Source organism: Gallaecimonas sp. GXIMD4217 (assembly GCF_038087665.1).
Taxonomy (GTDB): Bacteria; Pseudomonadota; Gammaproteobacteria; order Enterobacterales; family Gallaecimonadaceae; genus Gallaecimonas.
Genome location: NZ_CP149925.1, coordinates 1,588,518 through 1,606,505, shown reverse-complemented (window position 1 = coordinate 1,606,505; position 17,988 = coordinate 1,588,518). Strand labels below are relative to the sequence as shown.

The window sequence follows — 17,988 nt, the reverse complement described above, 5'->3', positions numbered from 1 at the left end:
AGGTTTTCATTGTCTAACGGGATCAGGCGGCGTGCACCGGCTGACAGTTGTGGATCAGGATGCCCAGTTCACGCAGGGCCACGGAGAACTTGGCGAACTCGTGGCTCTGGGTGGAGCGGAACTCGGCCAGCATCTGGTTCCAGCGGGTCAGGATGGCGTCGTTCTCCTCCAGCCAGGTATCGACCACTTCCTCGGTCTGGCAGAAGGCGTCGTCGCACAGGCCCAGCACGGCAGAGGTCAGCATGCGCTGGTGCCAGTCCAGTTCCTCGCGGTAGGAGGCGCGGGCCAGGGCCTGCCAATGGTTGTCCACCGGCTGGCGGTTGATCTGATCCAGGAACCAGTGCAGCCCCAGGCGGGCACCCAGCTTGTAGTAGGTGTTGGCCACCAGGTTGACCGGCTTGCCCTGGTCGACCGCCACTTCGGCGATATCCATGGTGGAGAACAGGCTGGACAGGCGGCTGACACGCTCGGCCACCGTCGCCGGCACACCCTTGTCTTCCAGCTTCTGCTGTGCGCTGGCGATGCCCTTCTGCTCGTCTTCGGTGACGTAGTCGAACAGCTTTTCGGCGATATCGTTGAAGGTTTCGGCGTAGGAGGCGATACCCTCTTCGATGCTCTGGCCCTTGTCGCGGTTGCGCAGGAACCAGCGGGCGGCACGGCGCACGGTGCGGCGGGCCTCGAACAGCAGCTCGGTCTGGACATCGGCGTCGATCTGGTTGTCCAGAGCGGTGATGTCGTTCCACAGCTCACGCAGCTTGAATACCTCGGCGGCCATGGCGTAGCTGGCGGCGATCTCGGCCACGGTGGCACCGGTTTCGTCCATCATGCGGGAGACGAAGTTCAGGCCCATGTCGTTGGTGATGCGGTTGGCCAGCTGGGTGGCGATGATCTCGCCGCGCAGCGGGTGCTGCTCCATGGCGTCGGCGAAGCGCTCCTGCAGTACCTGCGGGAAGGAGGTCTTGAGCAGGCGGCTCAGGAAGGCGTCTTCGGTGATTTCCGGCACCACCAGCTGCTCCTTCAGCACCATCTTGCCGTAGGCGATCAGCACCGACAGTTCGGGACGGGTCAGGCCACGGCCCTGGGCTGCGCGCTCGGCCAGCTCGTCGTCGGTGGGCAGGAACTCCAGGGCCCTGTCCAGCTTGCCGGCCTTCTCCAGCTCGTGCAGGAAGCGCATCTGCTCCTTGAGGGCGCCGCCGCCACGCAGCTCGGTGATGGAGATGGAATGGGTCTGCTCGTAGCAGTCTTCCAGCACCATCAGCGCCACTTCGTCGGTCATGTCGTACAGCAGCTGGTCGCGCTGCTTGCGGGTCAGATCGCCGCTGTTGACCAGGCTGTTGAGCAGGATCTTGATGTTGACCTCGTTGTCGGAGCAATCCACGCCGCCGACGTTGTCGATGAAGTCGGTGTTGATGCGGCCGCCATTGAGGGCATATTCGATACGGCCCAGCTGGGTCAGGCCCAGGTTACCGCCCTCGCCCACCACCTTGGCGCGCAGCTCCTTGCCGTTGATGCGCACCGCATCGTTGGCACGGTCGCCCACTTCGGCGTGGGACTCGCTGCTGCCCTTGACGTAGGTGCCGATACCGCCGTTCCAGATCAGGTCCACTTCGGCCTGCAGCAACGCCTTGATCAGCTCGTTGGGGGTCATGCTGGCCTTCTTGGTGCCGACCAGTTTCTTGATTTCCGGAGTCAGCTTGATGGACTTGGCGGCACGGCTGAAGATACCGCCACCTTCGGAGATCAGCTCCTTGTTGTAGTCCTCCCAGGTGGAACGGGGCAGCTCGAACATGCGCTTGCGCTCTTCATGGCTCTTGGCCGCATCCGGGTTGGGATCGATGAAGATGTGCATGTGGTTGAAGGCCGCCACCAGGCGGGTGTGCTTGGACAGCAGCATGCCGTTGCCGAAGACGTCACCGGCCATGTCGCCGATGGCGATACAGGTGAAGTCGGTGCTCTGGCAGTCGACGCCCAGCTCACGGAAATGGCGCTTGACGGATTCCCAGGCGCCGCGGGCGGTGATGCCCATCTTCTTGTGGTCGTAACCGATGGAGCCGCCGGAGGCGAAGGCGTCGCCCAGCCAGAAGCCGTATTCCTCGGCGATGCCGTTGGCGATGTCGGAGAAGGTGGCGGTGCCCTTGTCGGCCGCCACCACCAGGTAGGTGTCGTCCTCGTCGTGGCGAACCACGTTCTGGGGATGGACCACCTCACCGTCGACGATGTTGTCGGTGATGTCCAGCAGGGCGCGGATGAAGGTCTTGTAGCATTCCTGGCCTTCCTGGAAGAAGGCTTCGCGGCCACCCTCCGTGGGCAGCTTCTTGCAGACGAAACCGCCCTTGGCACCCACGGGTACGATCACGGTGTTCTTCACCTGCTGCGCCTTGACCAGGCCCAGCACCTCGGTGCGGAAGTCTTCGCGGCGGTCGGACCAGCGCAGGCCGCCACGGGCCACCTTGCCACCGCGCAGGTGGACGCCTTCGACCCGCGGAGAGTAGACGAAGATCTCGAAGGCCGGCAGCGGCAGCGGCATGTCGGAAATCTCGCTGGGCCTGACCTTGAAGGAGATGTAGGGCTTTTCGTTGCCGTCGGCATCACCCTGGAAGAAGTTGGTGCGGATGGTGGCGTTGATCAGCTCCACATAGCCGCGGATGATGCGATCGTCATCCAGGTTGGAGACGTGCTCCAGGGCCTCGATGATCTGGCTTTCCAGCTTCTCCAGCTGCTTCTCGGTACCGGGCTTCTTGGGATCGAAGCGCTTGCTGAACAGCTTGACCAGCATGGTGGCGATGTCGGGATACCTGTCCAGGGTCTCTTCGATGTAGGCCTGGCTGAAGGTGACGCCGATCTGGCGCATGTACTTGGCGTAGGCGCGCAGGATCACCACTTCGCGACCGGTCAGGCCGGCGCCCAGCACCAGGCGGTTGAAGCCGTCGTCCTCGAAGTCACCGGACCAGACCCGGGCAAAGGCTTCCTGGAAGCGATGCTGGCTCTCTTCCAGGTTCAGCTCGGTGCGGCCCACGTGCTCCATGGCGAAGTCCAGCACCCAGTAGGGATGGCCGTCGGCACTCTGCACCTGGTAGGGGCGCTCACCTATGATGCGCAGGCCCATGTTTTCCAGCATCGGCAGCACGTCGGACAGGTAGATGGGCTGGTCCTTGTGGAACAGCTTCAGCTTGACCAGACGGGTGTCGGCCGCTTCCTGGGGGCGGTAGAACAGCATGCCCAGCTGGTGCTCGTCGGACAGGGCCTCCAGTTGGGCGATGTCGACGGCGGCAGTACCCGGCACCACCTCTTCCTTGTAGGAACGGGGGAAGGCCTGCACGTATTTGCGGGTCAGTTTCTTGCCCATGGCTTCGCCATGGTGGGACAGCAGTACCGCTTCCAGCTTGTCTTCCCAGGAGCGGGCCGCCTCGATCAGGTTGGCTTCGATTTCTTTCACGTTGATGTCGGTATCGGTGTCTTTGACGCGCACCAGGTAATGGGTGCGGGCCAGTACGGATTCGGAGAAGTAGGTGTTGAACTCCACTTCTTCATCTGAGCCCAGGGCCTCGGCCAGGATCTTCTGGCTGTCGATGCGCAGCTGGGTGTTGTAGCGTTCCTTAGTCACGAACACCATGCAGGAGTAGTAACGGCCGAAGACATCCTTGCGGATGAATAGCCGGGTCATGTCCCGCTCCTGCATCTGCAGCACGCCCAGGCCGATCTGGCGCAGCTCGTGCTCCTTGGCCTGGATCAGCTCATCCCGCGGATAGGTTTCCAGGATGTTCAGCAGCGCCTTGTAGGCATGGCTGCCCTTGGCGAAGCCGGAGCCGGCCATGATGCGGTCAAGCTTCTGCTTGATATGGGGGATCTGCATGGCCGAGTTGTTGTAGACGCTGGAGGCGTACAGGCCAATGAAGCGATCCTCGCCGATCACCTTGCCCTTGGCATCGAAGCGCTTGACGCCGATATAGTCGATGTAAGCGGGGCGGTGCACGCGGGATTTGGAGTTGGTCTTGGTCAGGACCAGCAGGTTCTTGTTCAGTGCCTCTTCCCGGGCGCTCTCGCCCAGGCTGGACAGGGCGCGGACATGGCCCTTCTCGGAGGCGCCCATCAGACCCAGGCTGGTGTCGAGGTGGGGGCGGATCTCGATGTCACCCTCGACCGGCGCTATCTCGTAGTAGCGGTAGCCCATCAGGGTGAAGTTGTGGTCGACGACCCACTTCAGGAAGGCGACGGACTCGTCCAGCTCTTCCTGGCTGGCCGGGGTCTTCTCCTTCTCGAGGCGGTGAATGACCTCGTCCAGCTTGGCGCGCATGGGTTGCCAGTCGTTGACGGACAAGGTGACATCCCGGAGCACGGAATCGAGCTCCTCGGTCAGGGCCTTGATGACCCCTTCCTCGGTCTGGCGATCGATCTCGATGAGGAAAACGGTCTCGGCGCGGGCGCCCTCGACCTCGTTCGGTGAATGGATCGCTTGAACCTTGTTACTGTCATCATATGTCAGTCCCATCGGCATGTGCAGCAGCAGATGGGCCGTTACCCCGTGGCGGCTGAGCGCCATGCGAACCGAGTCCACCAGGAAGGGCATGTCATCGTGGATGATCTCCACTATGGTGTGGCTGGATTGCCAGCCATGCCTGGACACTTCCGGATTGAAGACGCGAATAAAACTCTCACCGGCTTTCTTGTGTTCGAGGCTGTTCCACAGGCTCATGGCCGCGCCATAGAGGTCGGAGTCGCTGCGACCTTGGAAGTCGTCAACTGACATGGTGCCGTAGAGTTTCTGAACAAAAGAAGCGACAAGAGGGGCTCGGTCGGAGGAAACTTTGGAATGAATGAGTTTACAGACGTTATCAAGCAGTACGGATGAATGACCGTCGATCAGTGCCATGACTCTCTTTCCTTAGGTACTGCGTAGCGGATGACCGCTCTACCCCTATTATTTGATGAAAAAATAGCCTGTTTGACGCGACTTTACCGCCACGTAAAGGCTCAGGCAATTCTATGCCTTTATGACAGCAGTTGCGAGAGGGGCTGCGGGAAATTTAGGGCCCTTGGACCCTGGTGTGACCAGTTTGCAGAAAAAAGCGCCGCCCGGGGGCGGCGCTGGGGTTTCAGGGGGTTTTCGGCTTGCGGAACATCAGCGCCATGATGGCCGGCAGCACCAGGATGGCGCCCAGCATGTTGACCAGGAACATGAAGGTGAGCAGCACCCCCATGTCGACCTGGAATTTCAGGGCCGAGAAGAACCAGGTGGACACCCCTATGGCCAGGGTGACGCCGGTGAAGAACACCGCGCTGCCCCTTTCCTTGAGCGCATCCAGGTAGGCCTCGTAGAGGCTCTCCCCTTCGTGGAGCTTCTCGCTCATGTTGGAGAGGATATAGATGCCGTAGTCGACCCCTATGCCGACGCCCAGGGCTATTACCGGCAGGGTGGACACGGTCAGGCCGATCTCCAGCTCCACCATCAGCGCCTGGGCCAGGGTGGACACCAGGTACAGGGGCAGCACCACGGCGATGGTGGCCCGCACCGAGCGGAAACTGAGCAGGCACAGCAGGATGACGGCGCCGTAAACGTAAAGCATCATCGGCGTCTGGGCGGCGGCCACCGCTTCGTTGGTGGCGGCCATGACGCCCACCGGTCCCGAGGCCAGCCTGAACTGCAGCTGGTCGTTGCCGAACTCGGCGCCATACTGCTTGGCCGCCTTGACCACCCGGGCGATGGTTTCGGCCTTGTGGTCCTCCAGGAACAGGATCACCGGCATCACCGAACAGTCGCCGTTGAGCAGGCCGGAGTTGGTGGGTACCCGGGCGATGGACTGCACCAGGGTCTGCTGGTTGGGTGACAGCACCCGCCACCTGGGATTGCCCTCGTTGTAGCCGGCGTTGATGATCTTGGCCACGGACGGCAGGCTGATGGTGGACTGCACCCCGGCCACGTTTTCCATGCGCCACTGGAACTGGTCGATGGCGTTCATGGCCTCGAAGGAGGTACAGGACTCCGGCGCCGCTTCGACGATGACCGACATCCAGTCCACCGAGATGGCGAACCTGTCGGTGATCATGAAGGTGTCCTGGTTGTAGCGGCTGCTCTCGTGCAGGGCCGGGGCGCCGGCATGGAGATCGCCGATCTGCATCTTCTGGCCATGCACATAGCCGACGATGAACAGCAGCGCCGCCGTCACCAGTACCACCGCCGCCCTGCCCGGCCTGGCGAAGCCGGCCAGCAGCAGCCAGAAGCGTTCGGCAAAGGCATTGGGCCTGCGCACCTTGGCCTGGTAGCGCTCGGAGAAGGTCACGTAGGACAGCAGCACCGGCAGCAACAGCAGGTTGGTGAGGATGATCACCGCCACCCCCAGGGAAGCGGTGATGGCCAGCTCGCGGATGATGCCGATGTCGATGGCCAGCAAGGTCATGAAGCCGATGGTATCGGACAGCAGTGCCACGCCGCCGGGGATCAGCAGGCGACGGAAGGCCCCCTCGGCCGCGGTCTTGGCATCCATGCCGTCGGCCACCCGCTTGCCCACCGCATTGATCATCTGCACGCCGTGGGAAACGCCGATGGCGAACACCAAAAACGGCACCAGGATCGACATGGGGTCGATGCCGAAGCCGATCAACGTCAGCAGGCCCAGCTGCCAGAATACGGCGATCAGCGAACAGGCCAGGGGCAGCAGGGTCAGCAGCAGCGAATGGCTGAAGAAATACACCATGATGGCGGTGACGGCAATGGCCAGGGCGAAGAAGATCACCACGTCCTTGGCGCCGTCGGCCACGTCGCCAATCATCTTGGCGAAGCCGATGATGTGGATGTCGATATCGTCGTTCTGGTACTTGGCGCGGATCTCCGCCTCCAGCTTGGCGGCGAAGGCGATGGTATCGATCTTCTCACCTGTGCCGGGATCGAAGTCCATCAGCTGGGCGGTGACCATGGCGGAGCTGAAGTCCTCGGACACCAGGCGGCCAATGATGCCGGCCTTCTCGATGTTGGCCTTGACCCTGGCCAGGCCGGCGGCATTGGCCTTGAAGTCGGCCGGGATCACCGGGCCGCCGGCAAAGCCGTCTTCCACCACCTCGGTGAAACGGGTCGAGGGCGAGAAGATGGACTTCACCTGCACCCTATCGACGCCGGGAATGAAGAACAGCTGATCGTGAACACCCTTGAGGGTGTTGAAGAAATCCTCGTTGAAGATATCGCCGTTCTTGTCGCGAACCGCGATCAGGATGGAGTTGGCGCCCCCGAAGTCCTTCTGATGCTTCAGATAGGTCTGCATGTAGGGGTGGGCCAGGGGAATGTTCTTGGTAAAGGCGGCATCCAGGCGCAGCTGGCTGGCCATATAAAGGAAGAACAGGGTCAGCAGCGCAAAGAGGCCTATCACCACCGGCCGGTGCCGGAAGATGATGAGCTCGATGCGGCCGACAAGACTGTTGAGACTCATGGCGTCTCCTTGTTATCCGTGCTCAGGGTCTTGATGCCCTGCTCTGTGGCAACCACCAGGGTGTTGCCCTGCTGCTGGGCGGCCAGGGTCAGGCCGGCCACTTCCCTGGCCAGGGGCAGGAAGAAATAGCCGCCGTCATGGCTGACGAAGACGCTGCCGTCGTTGCCGGTCATCAGGATCTGGCCGTTGGCCTGCCTGTCCAGGCTGTTGATGGTCGCCTGGCCGTCGAAGCGCAGCCTGTTCCAGCTGTTGCCGTTGTCGTCGCTGCGGTAGAGGTTGCCCCTCAGGCCGCCGACCAGCCACTGGCCGTCATCAACCGCCGTGACGGTGAAGAAGGAGCCCTGGTAACCGCTGTCCAGACGCTGCCAGCTCTTGCCGTCATCTTCGGACAATGCCACCAGGCCCATTTCGCCGGCCAGCAGCAGCCTGCCCTGCCCGTCCCGGGCCACGGCATTGAGGTGCGGCAGCATGCCGTCGAGTTCATAGCGGTAGTCCTCTTCCGAGCTTTCCTTGACCTCGTCCAGGTAGGCCTGGTCGTCGGCACTCAAAAAGCCCTGGTGCAGCTCCCGCTGCCAGCTGGCGCCGCCGTCGGTGGTCCTCAGGAACAGGCCATAGGCGCCGATGGCGATGCCTTCGTGCTCGCTGAGGAAGAGCACGTCCAGCAGCGGCCGCTGCAGCTCGGGCTCGCGGTGGCGTATCTGCCAGGACACGCCGCCGTCCCGGGTCTGCAGTATGGTGGCGTCATGGCCGACGGCGAAGCCGGTGCTGGCGTCGAGGAAGCTGACCTTGGTCAGCAGCGAGGCGACCGGGCTCATCTGCTGCTGCCAGCCAGCATCGTCGCCCTTGACGATGACGCCCCGGTCGCCAACGGCAACCAGCTTGTCACCGGCTTGGGTGATGTCGGCAAAGAGCACCCGATCCAGGCGTTCGGCCGGATAGGCCGGGGTATTGAGCGGATCCGCGGCCAGCGCCTGCTTGCAGAGCAGAGCCAGGCCCAGGATCCATACGCGACTGTCATTCATAGGATGGAGTCAAAACTCTAAACAGGTTCAGTAAAAAAAGCGGCCGGACTGTGCCGGCCGCCTGTTGCTTACCTCAGGCCTTCGCGGCGCAAGGCGGCCGGCGTGAAGTCCTTGTCCTGAAGCTTGGCGTCGAAATCGTACATGCGTTCCTCGTTGTCGAGGCCGATGGCGATGTAGCGACGGCTCTGCAGGTCATGATAGACCTCCAGGGTGGACCAGTGGGTCGGCACCTCGTAGTAGTTGACGCCGTGGGCCATGGCGACACGGTACAACTCGTTGCGGTTGTCGTAGATGTCAGCGACGCTGATCTGCCAGGAATCCTCATCGATGAAGAAGACGCGCTTCTTGTAGATGTGGCGCAGGCCATCCTTGAGGTTGGCTTCCACTTCCCAGACGCGGTGCTTCTCATAGCGCACCAGCTCGGGGTTGACGTGACCGGCCTTGAGGATGTCCTCGTACCTGACCTTGTCCGAATGCAGCTTGTAGTCGTTGTACGGGATCAGCAGCTCACGCTTGCCCTTGAGGGTCCAGGTGTAGCGATCCGGCGAACCGTTGAACATGTCGAAATCGTCGGTGGTACGCAGGCCGTCGGAGGCGGTGCCGGGGGCGTCATAGGCGACGTTGGGGGCCCGGCGTACGCGGCGCTGACCGGTGTTGTAGGTCCAGGCCTGACGGGGCGTCTTCACCTGATCCATGGTCTCGTGTACCAGCAGGGCGGTACCGGCCAGACGGGCAGGCTCGGCCACCTTCTGCTTGAACTTGAACAGGATGTTGGTTTCTTCCAGATCCTGCGGCGTCACGCCCGGCTCGGAATACTTCAGCATCAGCTGGTCATCGAACTTGATCAGGGTGTAGTCGCCACTGGCGGTCGGGGCCGCCTGGCCACCGTAACGGGTCACGGCCTGGCCACGGTAGCGCAGGATGTGGTTCCAGATGGCTTCCAGACCGTTTTCGGGCATCGGGAAGGGAATGCCCAGGGCGGTGTTCTTGACGCCGTTACCGCCTTCCACCAGTTCGGCAATGGCCGCGTATTTCTTGGTGGCATCGTAGACCGCCTGGGGATAGGAGGCGCTGCGGCGGGTCGGGTAGACCTTCATCTTGAAGGTGTCCGGGTAGGTCTCGAACATCTTCAGCTGACCCGGGCTCAGCAGGTTGCGGTACTGATCCAGGTTGGCCTTGGTGATGGTGTAGAGCACCGGATCATCGGCAAAGGGATCCAGGTGGTGGTCGCCCTTGCTGTAGCCGGCCGGCGCCTTGAGGATGCCCCCTTCCCAGGCCGGGATGGAGCCGTCTTCGCTGCCGGCGCGTTCGGCGCCCATGGGGGTCAGCACGGTGTCCAGTTTCTGCAGTTCTTCCGGTGTCGCTTTGGCCATGGCACCGCTGGAAGCAAGCGCCAGTGCCACCATGGAAGAGATAATTGCTGGTTTAATCATTGTCATCCCGTCCTTAAATAGAGTACTTGACGCTCAGGGACACGAAATCGCGGTCCTTCAGGCGGTTGGCCGTGCCCTTGCCGCCCCAGAAAGCGTTGTAGTTGAAATCCACGGACCAGCGAGACTGGTAGTCGAAGTTCACGCCCACGGAGGCGGACTTGCGGCTTTCAACGAACAGGAACAGCGGATCCGGCGTTGTACCCTCGACATCGTGGGAATAGAAGATGCGCGGCGAAACGTTCACGCCGGCAAAGGCATTGTTGTAGTCCAGCTTGGCCAGCAGGCGGTAACCCCAGGCGAAATCATCCGGGAAGGGGTTGGTTTCCACGCCGTCCTGCAGGGCCAGGGCCAGGCCTTCCTTGCCGGCGATGGGGCCGGATCTGTCGGTACCGGGGGCGTTGAAGCGCAGCTCGTCCTGCTCGGGCATGCTGGCGATCTTGATGCCACCGGCCTCGAACACCATGGCCAGGCTGTCGGCACCCAGGGTGGGGCCAAACAGGTGGGTCAGGGTGAACTGGGCCTGGGTGGTGTCCACCAGGCGGAAGCCCTGCACGTATTCGCCGGCAGCATAATCACCACCGCGGTCCGGGCTCAGCTGGGAAATGCCGGCCAGGGCCGGGTTGTAGAGGCTGCCGCCGATGGCCTGGGCGGCGGGACCGGCCAGCTGCTCGCCGAAGGCGGCGTAGACCAGCTCGATATCGTCGACCTGGATCGGCTCGTCGACCCTGTGGGTGATCTCACCGGACAGGGCGGTCTCACCCACTGTGGTGTTGAAACTGAAGCCGTACATCTGGATGTCTTCCACATACTCCAGGAAACCGGAGGTGAAGGACTGCAGCTCGAAGATGTTCTGGTCGTTGAGGCCGCCGTTGAGGCCGGCGATAAAGGCCACATCATTACCGAGCTTGGTCAGATCCATGGCAGTGGCAGAGATGATCGGCCGGCGGCTATGGTAGTTCACATAGTAGAGGCCGAATTCGGTGTCGTTGAGCTCGGGCGAATAGTAGTTCACCTTCAGGCCGAACTGGCCGTCATCGCTGGGCTCACGCTCGCCCTTGTCGCCACGGGGACGCAGGGCCGCCTGGGTGCTCAGGCCCAGCAGGGTCTGGGTGATGGCAGCAGGATCGTTACCCTGGGCGTTGAGGGCATTGATCATGAAATCCAGGTCGACGTCGGCACGGCCGCCGAAGCCAAACTGGACATTGTTGTAGTAACCGCCTTCACCGGCAAAGTCATTGGTGGAGAAGTAGGTGCCGGGGGCGTCGACCCAGATGTGCTCCCAGTCGTACTGGTAGAAGCCTTCCAGGGTCCAGTTCTCGCCCAGGGCCAGGGAGGCCTTGATGGCGCCGATGGGGATGAAGGCTTCCTTGAGTTCGGCGCCCGGCGCCTTGAGGCGGGAGACGTCGATGGGGTTGATCTCGCCCAGGCCGTGGGGAATGAAGGTGCTTTCACCCCAGTTCACGACCTGCTGGCCGGCACGCAGCGACAGCACGATGTCGTCGTACTCGCCGAAGTAGAAGTCGCCATAGAGGAAGGCATCCAGCAGGCGCACGTCGCGGCAGGCCAGATCCTTGGCCTCGTCATCGCGACAGGGGTCGGATTCGGAGCCGGACAGGGAATTGTTCCAGGCGCGGTCGCCATCCATCAGCGCGAAGTCGTAGAAGTACATGCCGCGCATGAAGGCGCCCACGTCGCCGTAACGGACGTTCAGCTCGTGCAGGCCCTTGAGGACGGTGCTGAAGTTGTCGCCACGGTCGAAGTTGAGATCGCCGTTGTCACCGTTGGTGGAATAGGCGCCGGTGGCATTCCAGACATCGGCCTGGCTGAAGGTGTTGAGTCCCTGCCAGTCGAATTGGGGCTGGTTGGCCTTGCCGATCATGGAAAGGTCGCGCTTCTCGGTACGCCAGCTGGCGCCCAAGGAGAAGGTGGAGTCAAAGCTGACTTCAACCTGATCTTCATCACCCAAGGTAAAGTTGACGGCGTAGCTTGGCTGGGCAATCAAGGCCAGCATGGCTGCCGCTACCCCTTTCGCCAGCGGATGCCTGGCGAAATGACGAGGCCTATTATTCATGAAATTCTCCCCCTGTCCCTGCAGGTAAGCATGAGCAGTTGTTGTTATCAGGGCTTATGGCGCCCATTTCCAAACATGTTTACAACATTAGTGGTCAGACCGCAAGCCGGTAGCTGACCTCAAGGCGCTGAAAACATGGGGTTTTGATGCTTTTTTGTGCACGAACTGCGGTGCTGCTCAAGCAGCATAACAGGTCACACCTCCGACAACAATCTGTAACCAAAGTGAAGGAATGCTAAACGCGCCTGAGCTCGATCAGTCGGCTGCCATCGATGACCGCCTCAAAGCGGCCGCTCAGGCCGGCCTGGGTGACCAGGGGCCGGAAGTGGCGAAAGGGAATGGAGAGGCGCCGGTTGGCCTGGGTGCGTACCAGCAGGCGATAGTCCGGGTAGCGGTAGAGCTCCAGCACCTGCTGGGCGCTGAGGTTGAGGGTGAAATGGTGCTTTGGCATCACAAAGGGGGGCCGCCACCGCGGCCCCTTTGACGTCAGGCCAGGGCCTTGCCAATCAGCTCGGCCAGATCGGCAGAGAGCCCGGGCCGGCTCCCCAGCCCCTTCAGCAGCGCTTCCAGGCCCAAGCGGCGCGCCTCGTCGAAACGGCGCCATTGCAGCAGCGGCGTGACGATGCGGGCCGTGGCCTGGCCGTTGATGGCATCGAGCTTGGGCAGCACCTGGGCCAGGTAGTCATAGCCGGCCTGGCTGTGGCACTGGGGATTCAGGGCCACGAAGGTGCCGATCAGGGCCCGGGTACGGTTGGGGTTTTGCCAGTCGAAGGCCGGATGCTCGGTCAGGGCCGGCAGCCGCTCCAGGGCGTCGGCCCGCTGGGCCTGGGCCATCAGCCACTTGTCCATGACCTGGGGGTTGTCGCCAAAACGGGCCTCGAAGTCGGCCAGCAGCGCATCCAGCTCCGGGATGTCGCCGGCCACGGCCGCGTTCAGGGCTCCCTGGCGCAGGGTCATGCCGTCGTCATGCTGGTATTGGTGCACCGCCAGGTGCCCTTCCCCGCCCTTGGCCAGGATCACCAGGGCGGCATTGGCCAGGGCGCGGCTGCCGGCATTGTCCCGGCCCTTGGCGCGTTCGTAGAGACGGACCAGATCGCTTTCCATGGCCTCGAAAAGGGCGCCGTGCAGCATGGTCCTGGCCGCTATCAGGCCATCGAGATCGATGTCGTCGCTCAGGTTCATCAGGGTCGGCAGGGCCGGTACCGTCAGCAGTTCGGCCAAGAGGGCCGGATCCAGGCTGATGTCGTCACAGAGGGTCTTGAGGGCATGCAGCCACAGGCCCATGGCCCGGCTGTGGTCCTCGCCCTTGAGCCGGGCCAGAACGATGCGCTCGACCAGGCGCTGGGCGGCATCGAAGCGCACGAAGGTGTCGCTGGCCTGGCGCATCAAATCGGCCAGCTCGCCATCGCCCTGCTCGAAATGCAGCCGCACCGGGGCGCTGAAGCCGCACAGCGGCGCCAGCAGCGGCTTGCGCTCGAAACGTCCCAGCTCAAAGCTCTGCTCGGCCCGGGTGATGTCCAGGGTCAGCTCCTGGTTGCCGGCATCGCCGATGAGCTCGATGCTGAGCGGCAGCTGCAGGGGCACCTTGTCGGCCTGATCGGCGGTCGGCCTGGTGTGCTGGGCCACGGTCAGCCGGTACCGGCCATCCTGCCAGTGCTCGGTGAGGGTCAGCTCGGGGGTACCGGATTGGCTGTACCAGAGTCGGAACTGGCTGAGATCCCGGCCGTTGGCGTCTGCCATGGCGGTCACGAAGTCGTCGCAGGTGACCGCCTGGCCGTCATGACGCTCAAAATACAGATCGCTGCCCTTCCTGAAGCCGTCCTTGCCCAGCAGCTGATGCAGCATGCGGATCACCTCGGCGCCCTTGTTGTAGACGGTGACCGTATAGAAGTTGTTCATCTCCTCCACCGCCTCGGGGCGGATGGGGTGGGCCATGGGGCCGGCGTCCTCGGCGAACTGCTGGGTGCGGATCACCCTGGCCTCCTTGATGCGGCCCACCTCGGAGCGGGTCCAGTCGGCGCTGAACTGCTGGTCCCGGAACACGGTCAGACCTTCCTTGAGGCTGAGCTGGAACCAGTCCCGGCAGGTGACGCGGTTGCCGGTCCAGTTGTGGAAGTACTCGTGGGCGATGATGGCGGCGATGTTGTCGTAGTCCTGGTCGGTGGCGGTGTCGTCATCGGCCAGCACGTACTTGGCGTTGAAGATGTTGAGGCCCTTGTTCTCCATGGCACCCATGTTGAAGAAATCCACCGCCACGATCATGTAGATGTCGAGATCGTATTCGCGGCCGTAGTTTTCCTCGTCCCACTTCATGGCGGCCTTGAGGCTGGTCATGGCATGGCTGGCCTGGGCCGCCCTGCCCTTGTCCACGTAGATCTCCAGGGCCACCTGGCGGCCGGAGGCGGTGGTGTAGTCGTCCTTGAGCAAATCGAAGTCGCCGGCCACCAGGGCAAAGAGGTAACAGGGCTTGGGATGGGGATCCTGCCAGGTGACGAAATGGCGGCCGTCGTCCAGCTCGCCCCGCTCGATGGCGTTGCCGTTGGCCAGCAGCTGCGGATAGCAGGCCTTGTCGGCGATCACCTTGGTGGTGTAGACCGCCATCACGTCCGGCCTGTCCAGGAAATAGGTAATGCGGCGAAAGCCCTCGGCCTCGCACTGGGTGCAGAAGGCGCCGCCGGACTTGTAGAGGCCTTCCAGCAGGGTGTTGGCGGCCGGATCCAGCTGGGTCTCCACGGTCAGGGTGAAGACATCCAGCTCGGTGGCAATGCCCAGGCTGGTGTCGTCGAGCCGGTAGTCGCTGACGGCTTCGCCGTTCAGGGCCACGCCCTTGAGCACCATGCCCTCCCCGTCCAGCACCAGCGGCCGTCGGTGGCTGCCGTTGCGGCGGATCTGCGACACCGCCCTGACGGTGGTCTGGTGGTCGTCCAGCTCGAAACAGAGTTCGACGCTGTCGATCAGGAAATCCGGGGCCTGATAATCGGCAAGGCGCTTAACGGGTTTGTTTGCCATGGAACCTCCAGTAAAAAGCCCGGCGCTGCCGGGCTCTTAGATAATGTTACTGCTGTTGTTGGGGCGGTGTCAGCTTGAGCACCTTGATGCCAAGGAAACCGTAGACCAGGGCCAACAACGGGTTGATCAGATTGAAGAAAGCGTACACGAAATAGTCCAGGGGCGAAACCATCAGCACCGAGTGCATGTAGGCGCCACAGGTGTTCCAGGGAATGAGCGGCGAGGTGATGGTACCGCCGTCTTCCAGGGCCCGGGACAGGTTGACCGGGGCCAGGCCACGCTCCTCGTAGGCCTCCTTGAACATGCGGCCCGGCATGACGATGGAGATGTACTGATCGGCGGTGAGCACATTGGTGCCGAAACAGGTGCCCAGGGTGGTGGCGATCAGCGAGCCGGTGCTCTTGGCGCCGGCCAGCAGGCCTTCGATGAGGCGGTGCAGCAGGCCGGTGTGTTCCATGACGGCGCCAAAGGTCATGGCGCACATGATCAGCCAGACGGTGTTGAGCATGGACGACATGCCGCCGCCGGAGAGCAGCTTGTCCAGATCGGCATTGCCGGTTTCCACGGACACGCCGTCGAACAGGGTCTGCCAGATCACCTTCAGGGAGGTGACCAGGCCGCCCTGCTCGCCGCCGGCCTGGAGCAGCACCATGTCGGGCTGGAAAATCATGGCCCAGACACCGCCGACCAGGGCGCCGATGAAGACCGCCGGGAAGGCCGGCATGCGCTTGAGGGCCAGGGTCAGCAGCACCACCAGGGGCACCAGGTGCAGCAGGGAAATGTCGAACTGGGCCTGCAGGCCTTGCTGGATGGCGCTGATGCGGTCGGAAGAGACCTCACCACCGGCATTGATGCCCAGCAGCAGGAAGATGATCAGGGCCAGCACGATGGACGGCACAGTGGTCCACATCATGTGGCGGATGTGCTCGAACAGCTCGCTGCCGGCCACGGCCGGGGCCAGGTTGGTGGTTTCGGACAGGGGCGACATCTTGTCACCGAAATAGGCACCTGAAACCACGGCACCGGCGGTGATGGGCAGCGACATGTCCAGGCCGTTGGCCACGCCGATCAGCGCCACACCTATGGTGGCGGCCACCGTCCAGCTGGAGCCGATGCTGAGCGCCACTATGGCGCAGATCAGGCAGCTGGCGGCGTAGAAGATGCTGGGACTCAACACCTTGAGGCCGAAATAGATGAGGGTCGGCACCGTGCCGGCCAGCAGCCAGGTACCGATCAGGGAGCCCACGGCCAGCAGGATCAACACGGCGCCCAGGGAGATGGAGATCCCCTTGACGATACCTTTCTCGATGACTTGCCATTTGTAACCGTTTTTCAAGGCGATGATAGCGGCCACGCCGGCAGAGAGGAGCAAGGCGATCTGGTTGGGGCCATAGGATGAGTTGTCGCCATAGAGGGTCACAGCTGCGGCCAGCAGGCCGATCAGCATCAACACTGGGATCAGCGCATCCACAAGGGATGCTGACTTAATCTTCTGGGTCATAAAAGACTCTCTTTTTTTAATACGAAAAGGCCGCTCCGAGGAGCGGCCTCATGTGGTTGCTTTGGCACTATACCCAGCGAGGGACAAGGGCCGCAACTACAGGGAGATCACCCCGATCAGCTGCAGAAATACTAGCAAAATGGCCACCGGTGCGATGAAACGCAGGGTAAATTGCCAAACGGCGAAGACTTTCCCTTCCCCCAGCACGCCCTTGACGACTTGCTGTTTCGCGATCCAGCTCACGAAAATGGCGATGAACAGGCCGCCCAGGGGCAGCGCCACGTTGGCGGTCAGGTAATCCAGGGCCTCGAAGAAGTTCTTGCCTATGGGCAGATCGAACTGGGCGAACTCCAAGCCGGCGAAGGAGGCGATGGAGCCCAGGCTCAACAGCCAGATCCCGAAACCGGCGGTCAGGGCCGCCTGCCAGCGGCTGAAACTGCGCCTTTCCACCAGCCAGGCCACGGACGACTCGATCAGGGCCAGGGCCGAGGTAAAGGCCGCAAACACCAGCATCACGAAGAACAGGGTGCCGAACAGCTGGCCGCCGGGCATCTGGCCGAAGGCGATGGGCAGGGTCTGGAATATCAGTCCAGGACCGGCGCCGGGCTCCAGACCGTTGGCGAAGACGATGGGATAGATGGCCAGGCCCGCCATCAGTGCCACCAGGGTATCGGCAAAGGCGATCCACAGCGAGGTCTTGGTGATGGAGGTGCCTTCCGGCAGGTAGGCGCCGTACATGATCATGATCCCCGACGCCAGGCTCAGGGTGAAGAAGGCATGGCCCAGGGCCACCACCACGCCGTTGATGGTGAGCTTGGAGAAATCCGGATCGAACATGAAGTGGAAGGCGGCGGCGAAATCGCCCTTGGTGCCGGCATAGCCGGCCAGGATCAGCAACAGGATGAACATCAGCGGCATCATGCTCGACACCGCCCTTTCCAGGCCGGCCTTGACGCCCTTGCCGATGACGCCGACGGTCAGCAGCACCATGGCCGTGGTCCAGCCCAGCATTTCCCAGGCATCGCCGGTGAGGTTACCGAACAGGCTGCCGATATGCTTGGGGCTGGCGCCGGTGAAGTCCCCTGCCCCGGCCTTGAAGATATAGGCCAGGGCCCAGCCGGCGATGACCACGTAGAAGGACAGGATCAGGTAGCCGGCACAGACCCCCATCCAGCCCACCAGGCTCCAGGTCGGCGCCTTGCCGGACGCCTTGGCCAGCTCGGCGGAGGCCTTGCCGGGCGTGGCGCGGCCGAACTTGCCGATGACCACCTCGGCCATCATCACCGGGATACCGATGAAGAGGATGCAAAGCAGGTAGACCAGCACGAAGGCACCGCCCCCGTTCTCGCCCATGATGTAGGGAAACTTCCAGATGTTGCCCAGGCCGACGGCAGCGCCCGTGGCCGCCAGCACATAGGCAAAGCGGCTTGACCAGCGGGCACCGGCTGAGTGTTGTTTATCCGACTGCATAACCCGTCCTTTATTGTTATTGAACTGTTACAGGCTAACAGAGGTCCGGGCATGAAAAAAGCTC

9 protein-coding genes are annotated in these 17,988 nt (G+C 62.6%); all 9 read right to left on the bottom strand.

The window, feature by feature from the left end; translation table 11 throughout:
• Positions 1 to 22 precede the first annotated feature (22 nt).
• A complete protein-coding gene (locus WDB71_RS07845) occupies positions 23 to 4,747 on the bottom strand; it encodes an NAD-glutamate dehydrogenase (protein WP_341504096.1) in 4,725 nt (1,574 codons plus the stop codon).
• Positions 4,748 to 5,093: 346 nt separating this feature from the next.
• The gene (locus WDB71_RS07840) at positions 5,094 to 7,418 is read right to left on the bottom strand and encodes an MMPL family transporter (RefSeq protein WP_341504095.1); all 2,325 of its coding nucleotides are present in this window, start codon (positions 7,416 to 7,418) and stop codon (positions 5,094 to 5,096) included.
• Complete coding sequence (locus WDB71_RS07835) at positions 7,415 to 8,440, bottom strand: YCF48-related protein (RefSeq protein WP_341504094.1); 1,026 nt, start codon at positions 8,438 to 8,440, stop codon at positions 7,415 to 7,417. The genes WDB71_RS07840 and WDB71_RS07835 overlap by 4 nt, the downstream gene beginning before the upstream one ends.
• Positions 8,441 to 8,508: 68 nt before the next feature.
• The gene (locus WDB71_RS07830; RefSeq protein ID WP_341504093.1) at positions 8,509 to 9,873 is read right to left on the bottom strand and encodes a DUF1329 domain-containing protein; all 1,365 of its coding nucleotides are present in this window, start codon (positions 9,871 to 9,873) and stop codon (positions 8,509 to 8,511) included.
• A gap of 13 nt (positions 9,874 to 9,886) precedes the next feature.
• On the bottom strand, positions 9,887 to 11,884 hold the full coding sequence (locus tag WDB71_RS07825; RefSeq protein ID WP_341504092.1) for a DUF1302 domain-containing protein: 1,998 nt from the start codon (positions 11,882 to 11,884) through the stop codon (positions 9,887 to 9,889).
• Between the two features lie 295 nt (positions 11,885 to 12,179).
• Positions 12,180 to 12,395, bottom strand: coding sequence for a DUF2835 family protein (locus tag WDB71_RS07820; RefSeq protein ID WP_341504091.1), 216 nt, complete (start codon positions 12,393 to 12,395; stop codon positions 12,180 to 12,182).
• A 35-nt stretch (positions 12,396 to 12,430) separates the two neighbouring features.
• Positions 12,431 to 14,953 carry an aminopeptidase N gene (pepN, locus tag WDB71_RS07815; RefSeq protein ID WP_341504090.1) on the bottom strand — a complete coding sequence of 841 codons (2,523 nt, stop codon included), beginning with the start codon at positions 14,951 to 14,953 and terminating at the stop codon, positions 12,431 to 12,433.
• A 46-nt stretch (positions 14,954 to 14,999) separates the two neighbouring features.
• Positions 15,000 to 16,454: a Na+/H+ antiporter NhaC gene (gene nhaC / locus WDB71_RS07810; protein ID WP_341504089.1), complete on the bottom strand. Its 1,455-nt coding sequence runs from the start codon at positions 16,452 to 16,454 to the stop codon at positions 15,000 to 15,002.
• 96 nt (positions 16,455 to 16,550) lie between these two features.
• The gene (locus WDB71_RS07805; protein ID WP_341504088.1) at positions 16,551 to 17,924 is read right to left on the bottom strand and encodes a sodium-dependent transporter; all 1,374 of its coding nucleotides are present in this window, start codon (positions 17,922 to 17,924) and stop codon (positions 16,551 to 16,553) included.
• Positions 17,925 to 17,988: the final 64 nt, after the last annotated feature.

Bases quoted from the DNA above. Each gene is read 5' to 3' on its own strand.
- WDB71_RS07825 (WP_341504092.1), bottom strand. From the start codon at position 11,884: ATGCTGGCCTTGATTGCCCAGCCAAGCTACGCCGTCAACTTTACCTTG.
- WDB71_RS07840 (WP_341504095.1), bottom strand. From the start codon at position 7,418: ATGAGTCTCAACAGTCTTGTCGGCCGCATCGAGCTCATCATCTTCCGG.
- WDB71_RS07830 (WP_341504093.1), bottom strand. From the start codon at position 9,873: ATGATTAAACCAGCAATTATCTCTTCCATGGTGGCACTGGCGCTTGCT.
- WDB71_RS07820 (WP_341504091.1), bottom strand. From the start codon at position 12,395: ATGCCAAAGCACCATTTCACCCTCAACCTCAGCGCCCAGCAGGTGCTG.
- WDB71_RS07845 (WP_341504096.1), bottom strand. From the start codon at position 4,747: ATGTCAGTTGACGACTTCCAAGGTCGCAGCGACTCCGACCTCTATGGC.
- pepN (WP_341504090.1), bottom strand. From the start codon at position 14,953: ATGGCAAACAAACCCGTTAAGCGCCTTGCCGATTATCAGGCCCCGGAT.
- WDB71_RS07805 (WP_341504088.1), bottom strand. From the start codon at position 17,924: ATGCAGTCGGATAAACAACACTCAGCCGGTGCCCGCTGGTCAAGCCGC.
- WDB71_RS07835 (WP_341504094.1), bottom strand. From the start codon at position 8,440: ATGAATGACAGTCGCGTATGGATCCTGGGCCTGGCTCTGCTCTGCAAG.
- nhaC (WP_341504089.1), bottom strand. From the start codon at position 16,454: ATGACCCAGAAGATTAAGTCAGCATCCCTTGTGGATGCGCTGATCCCA.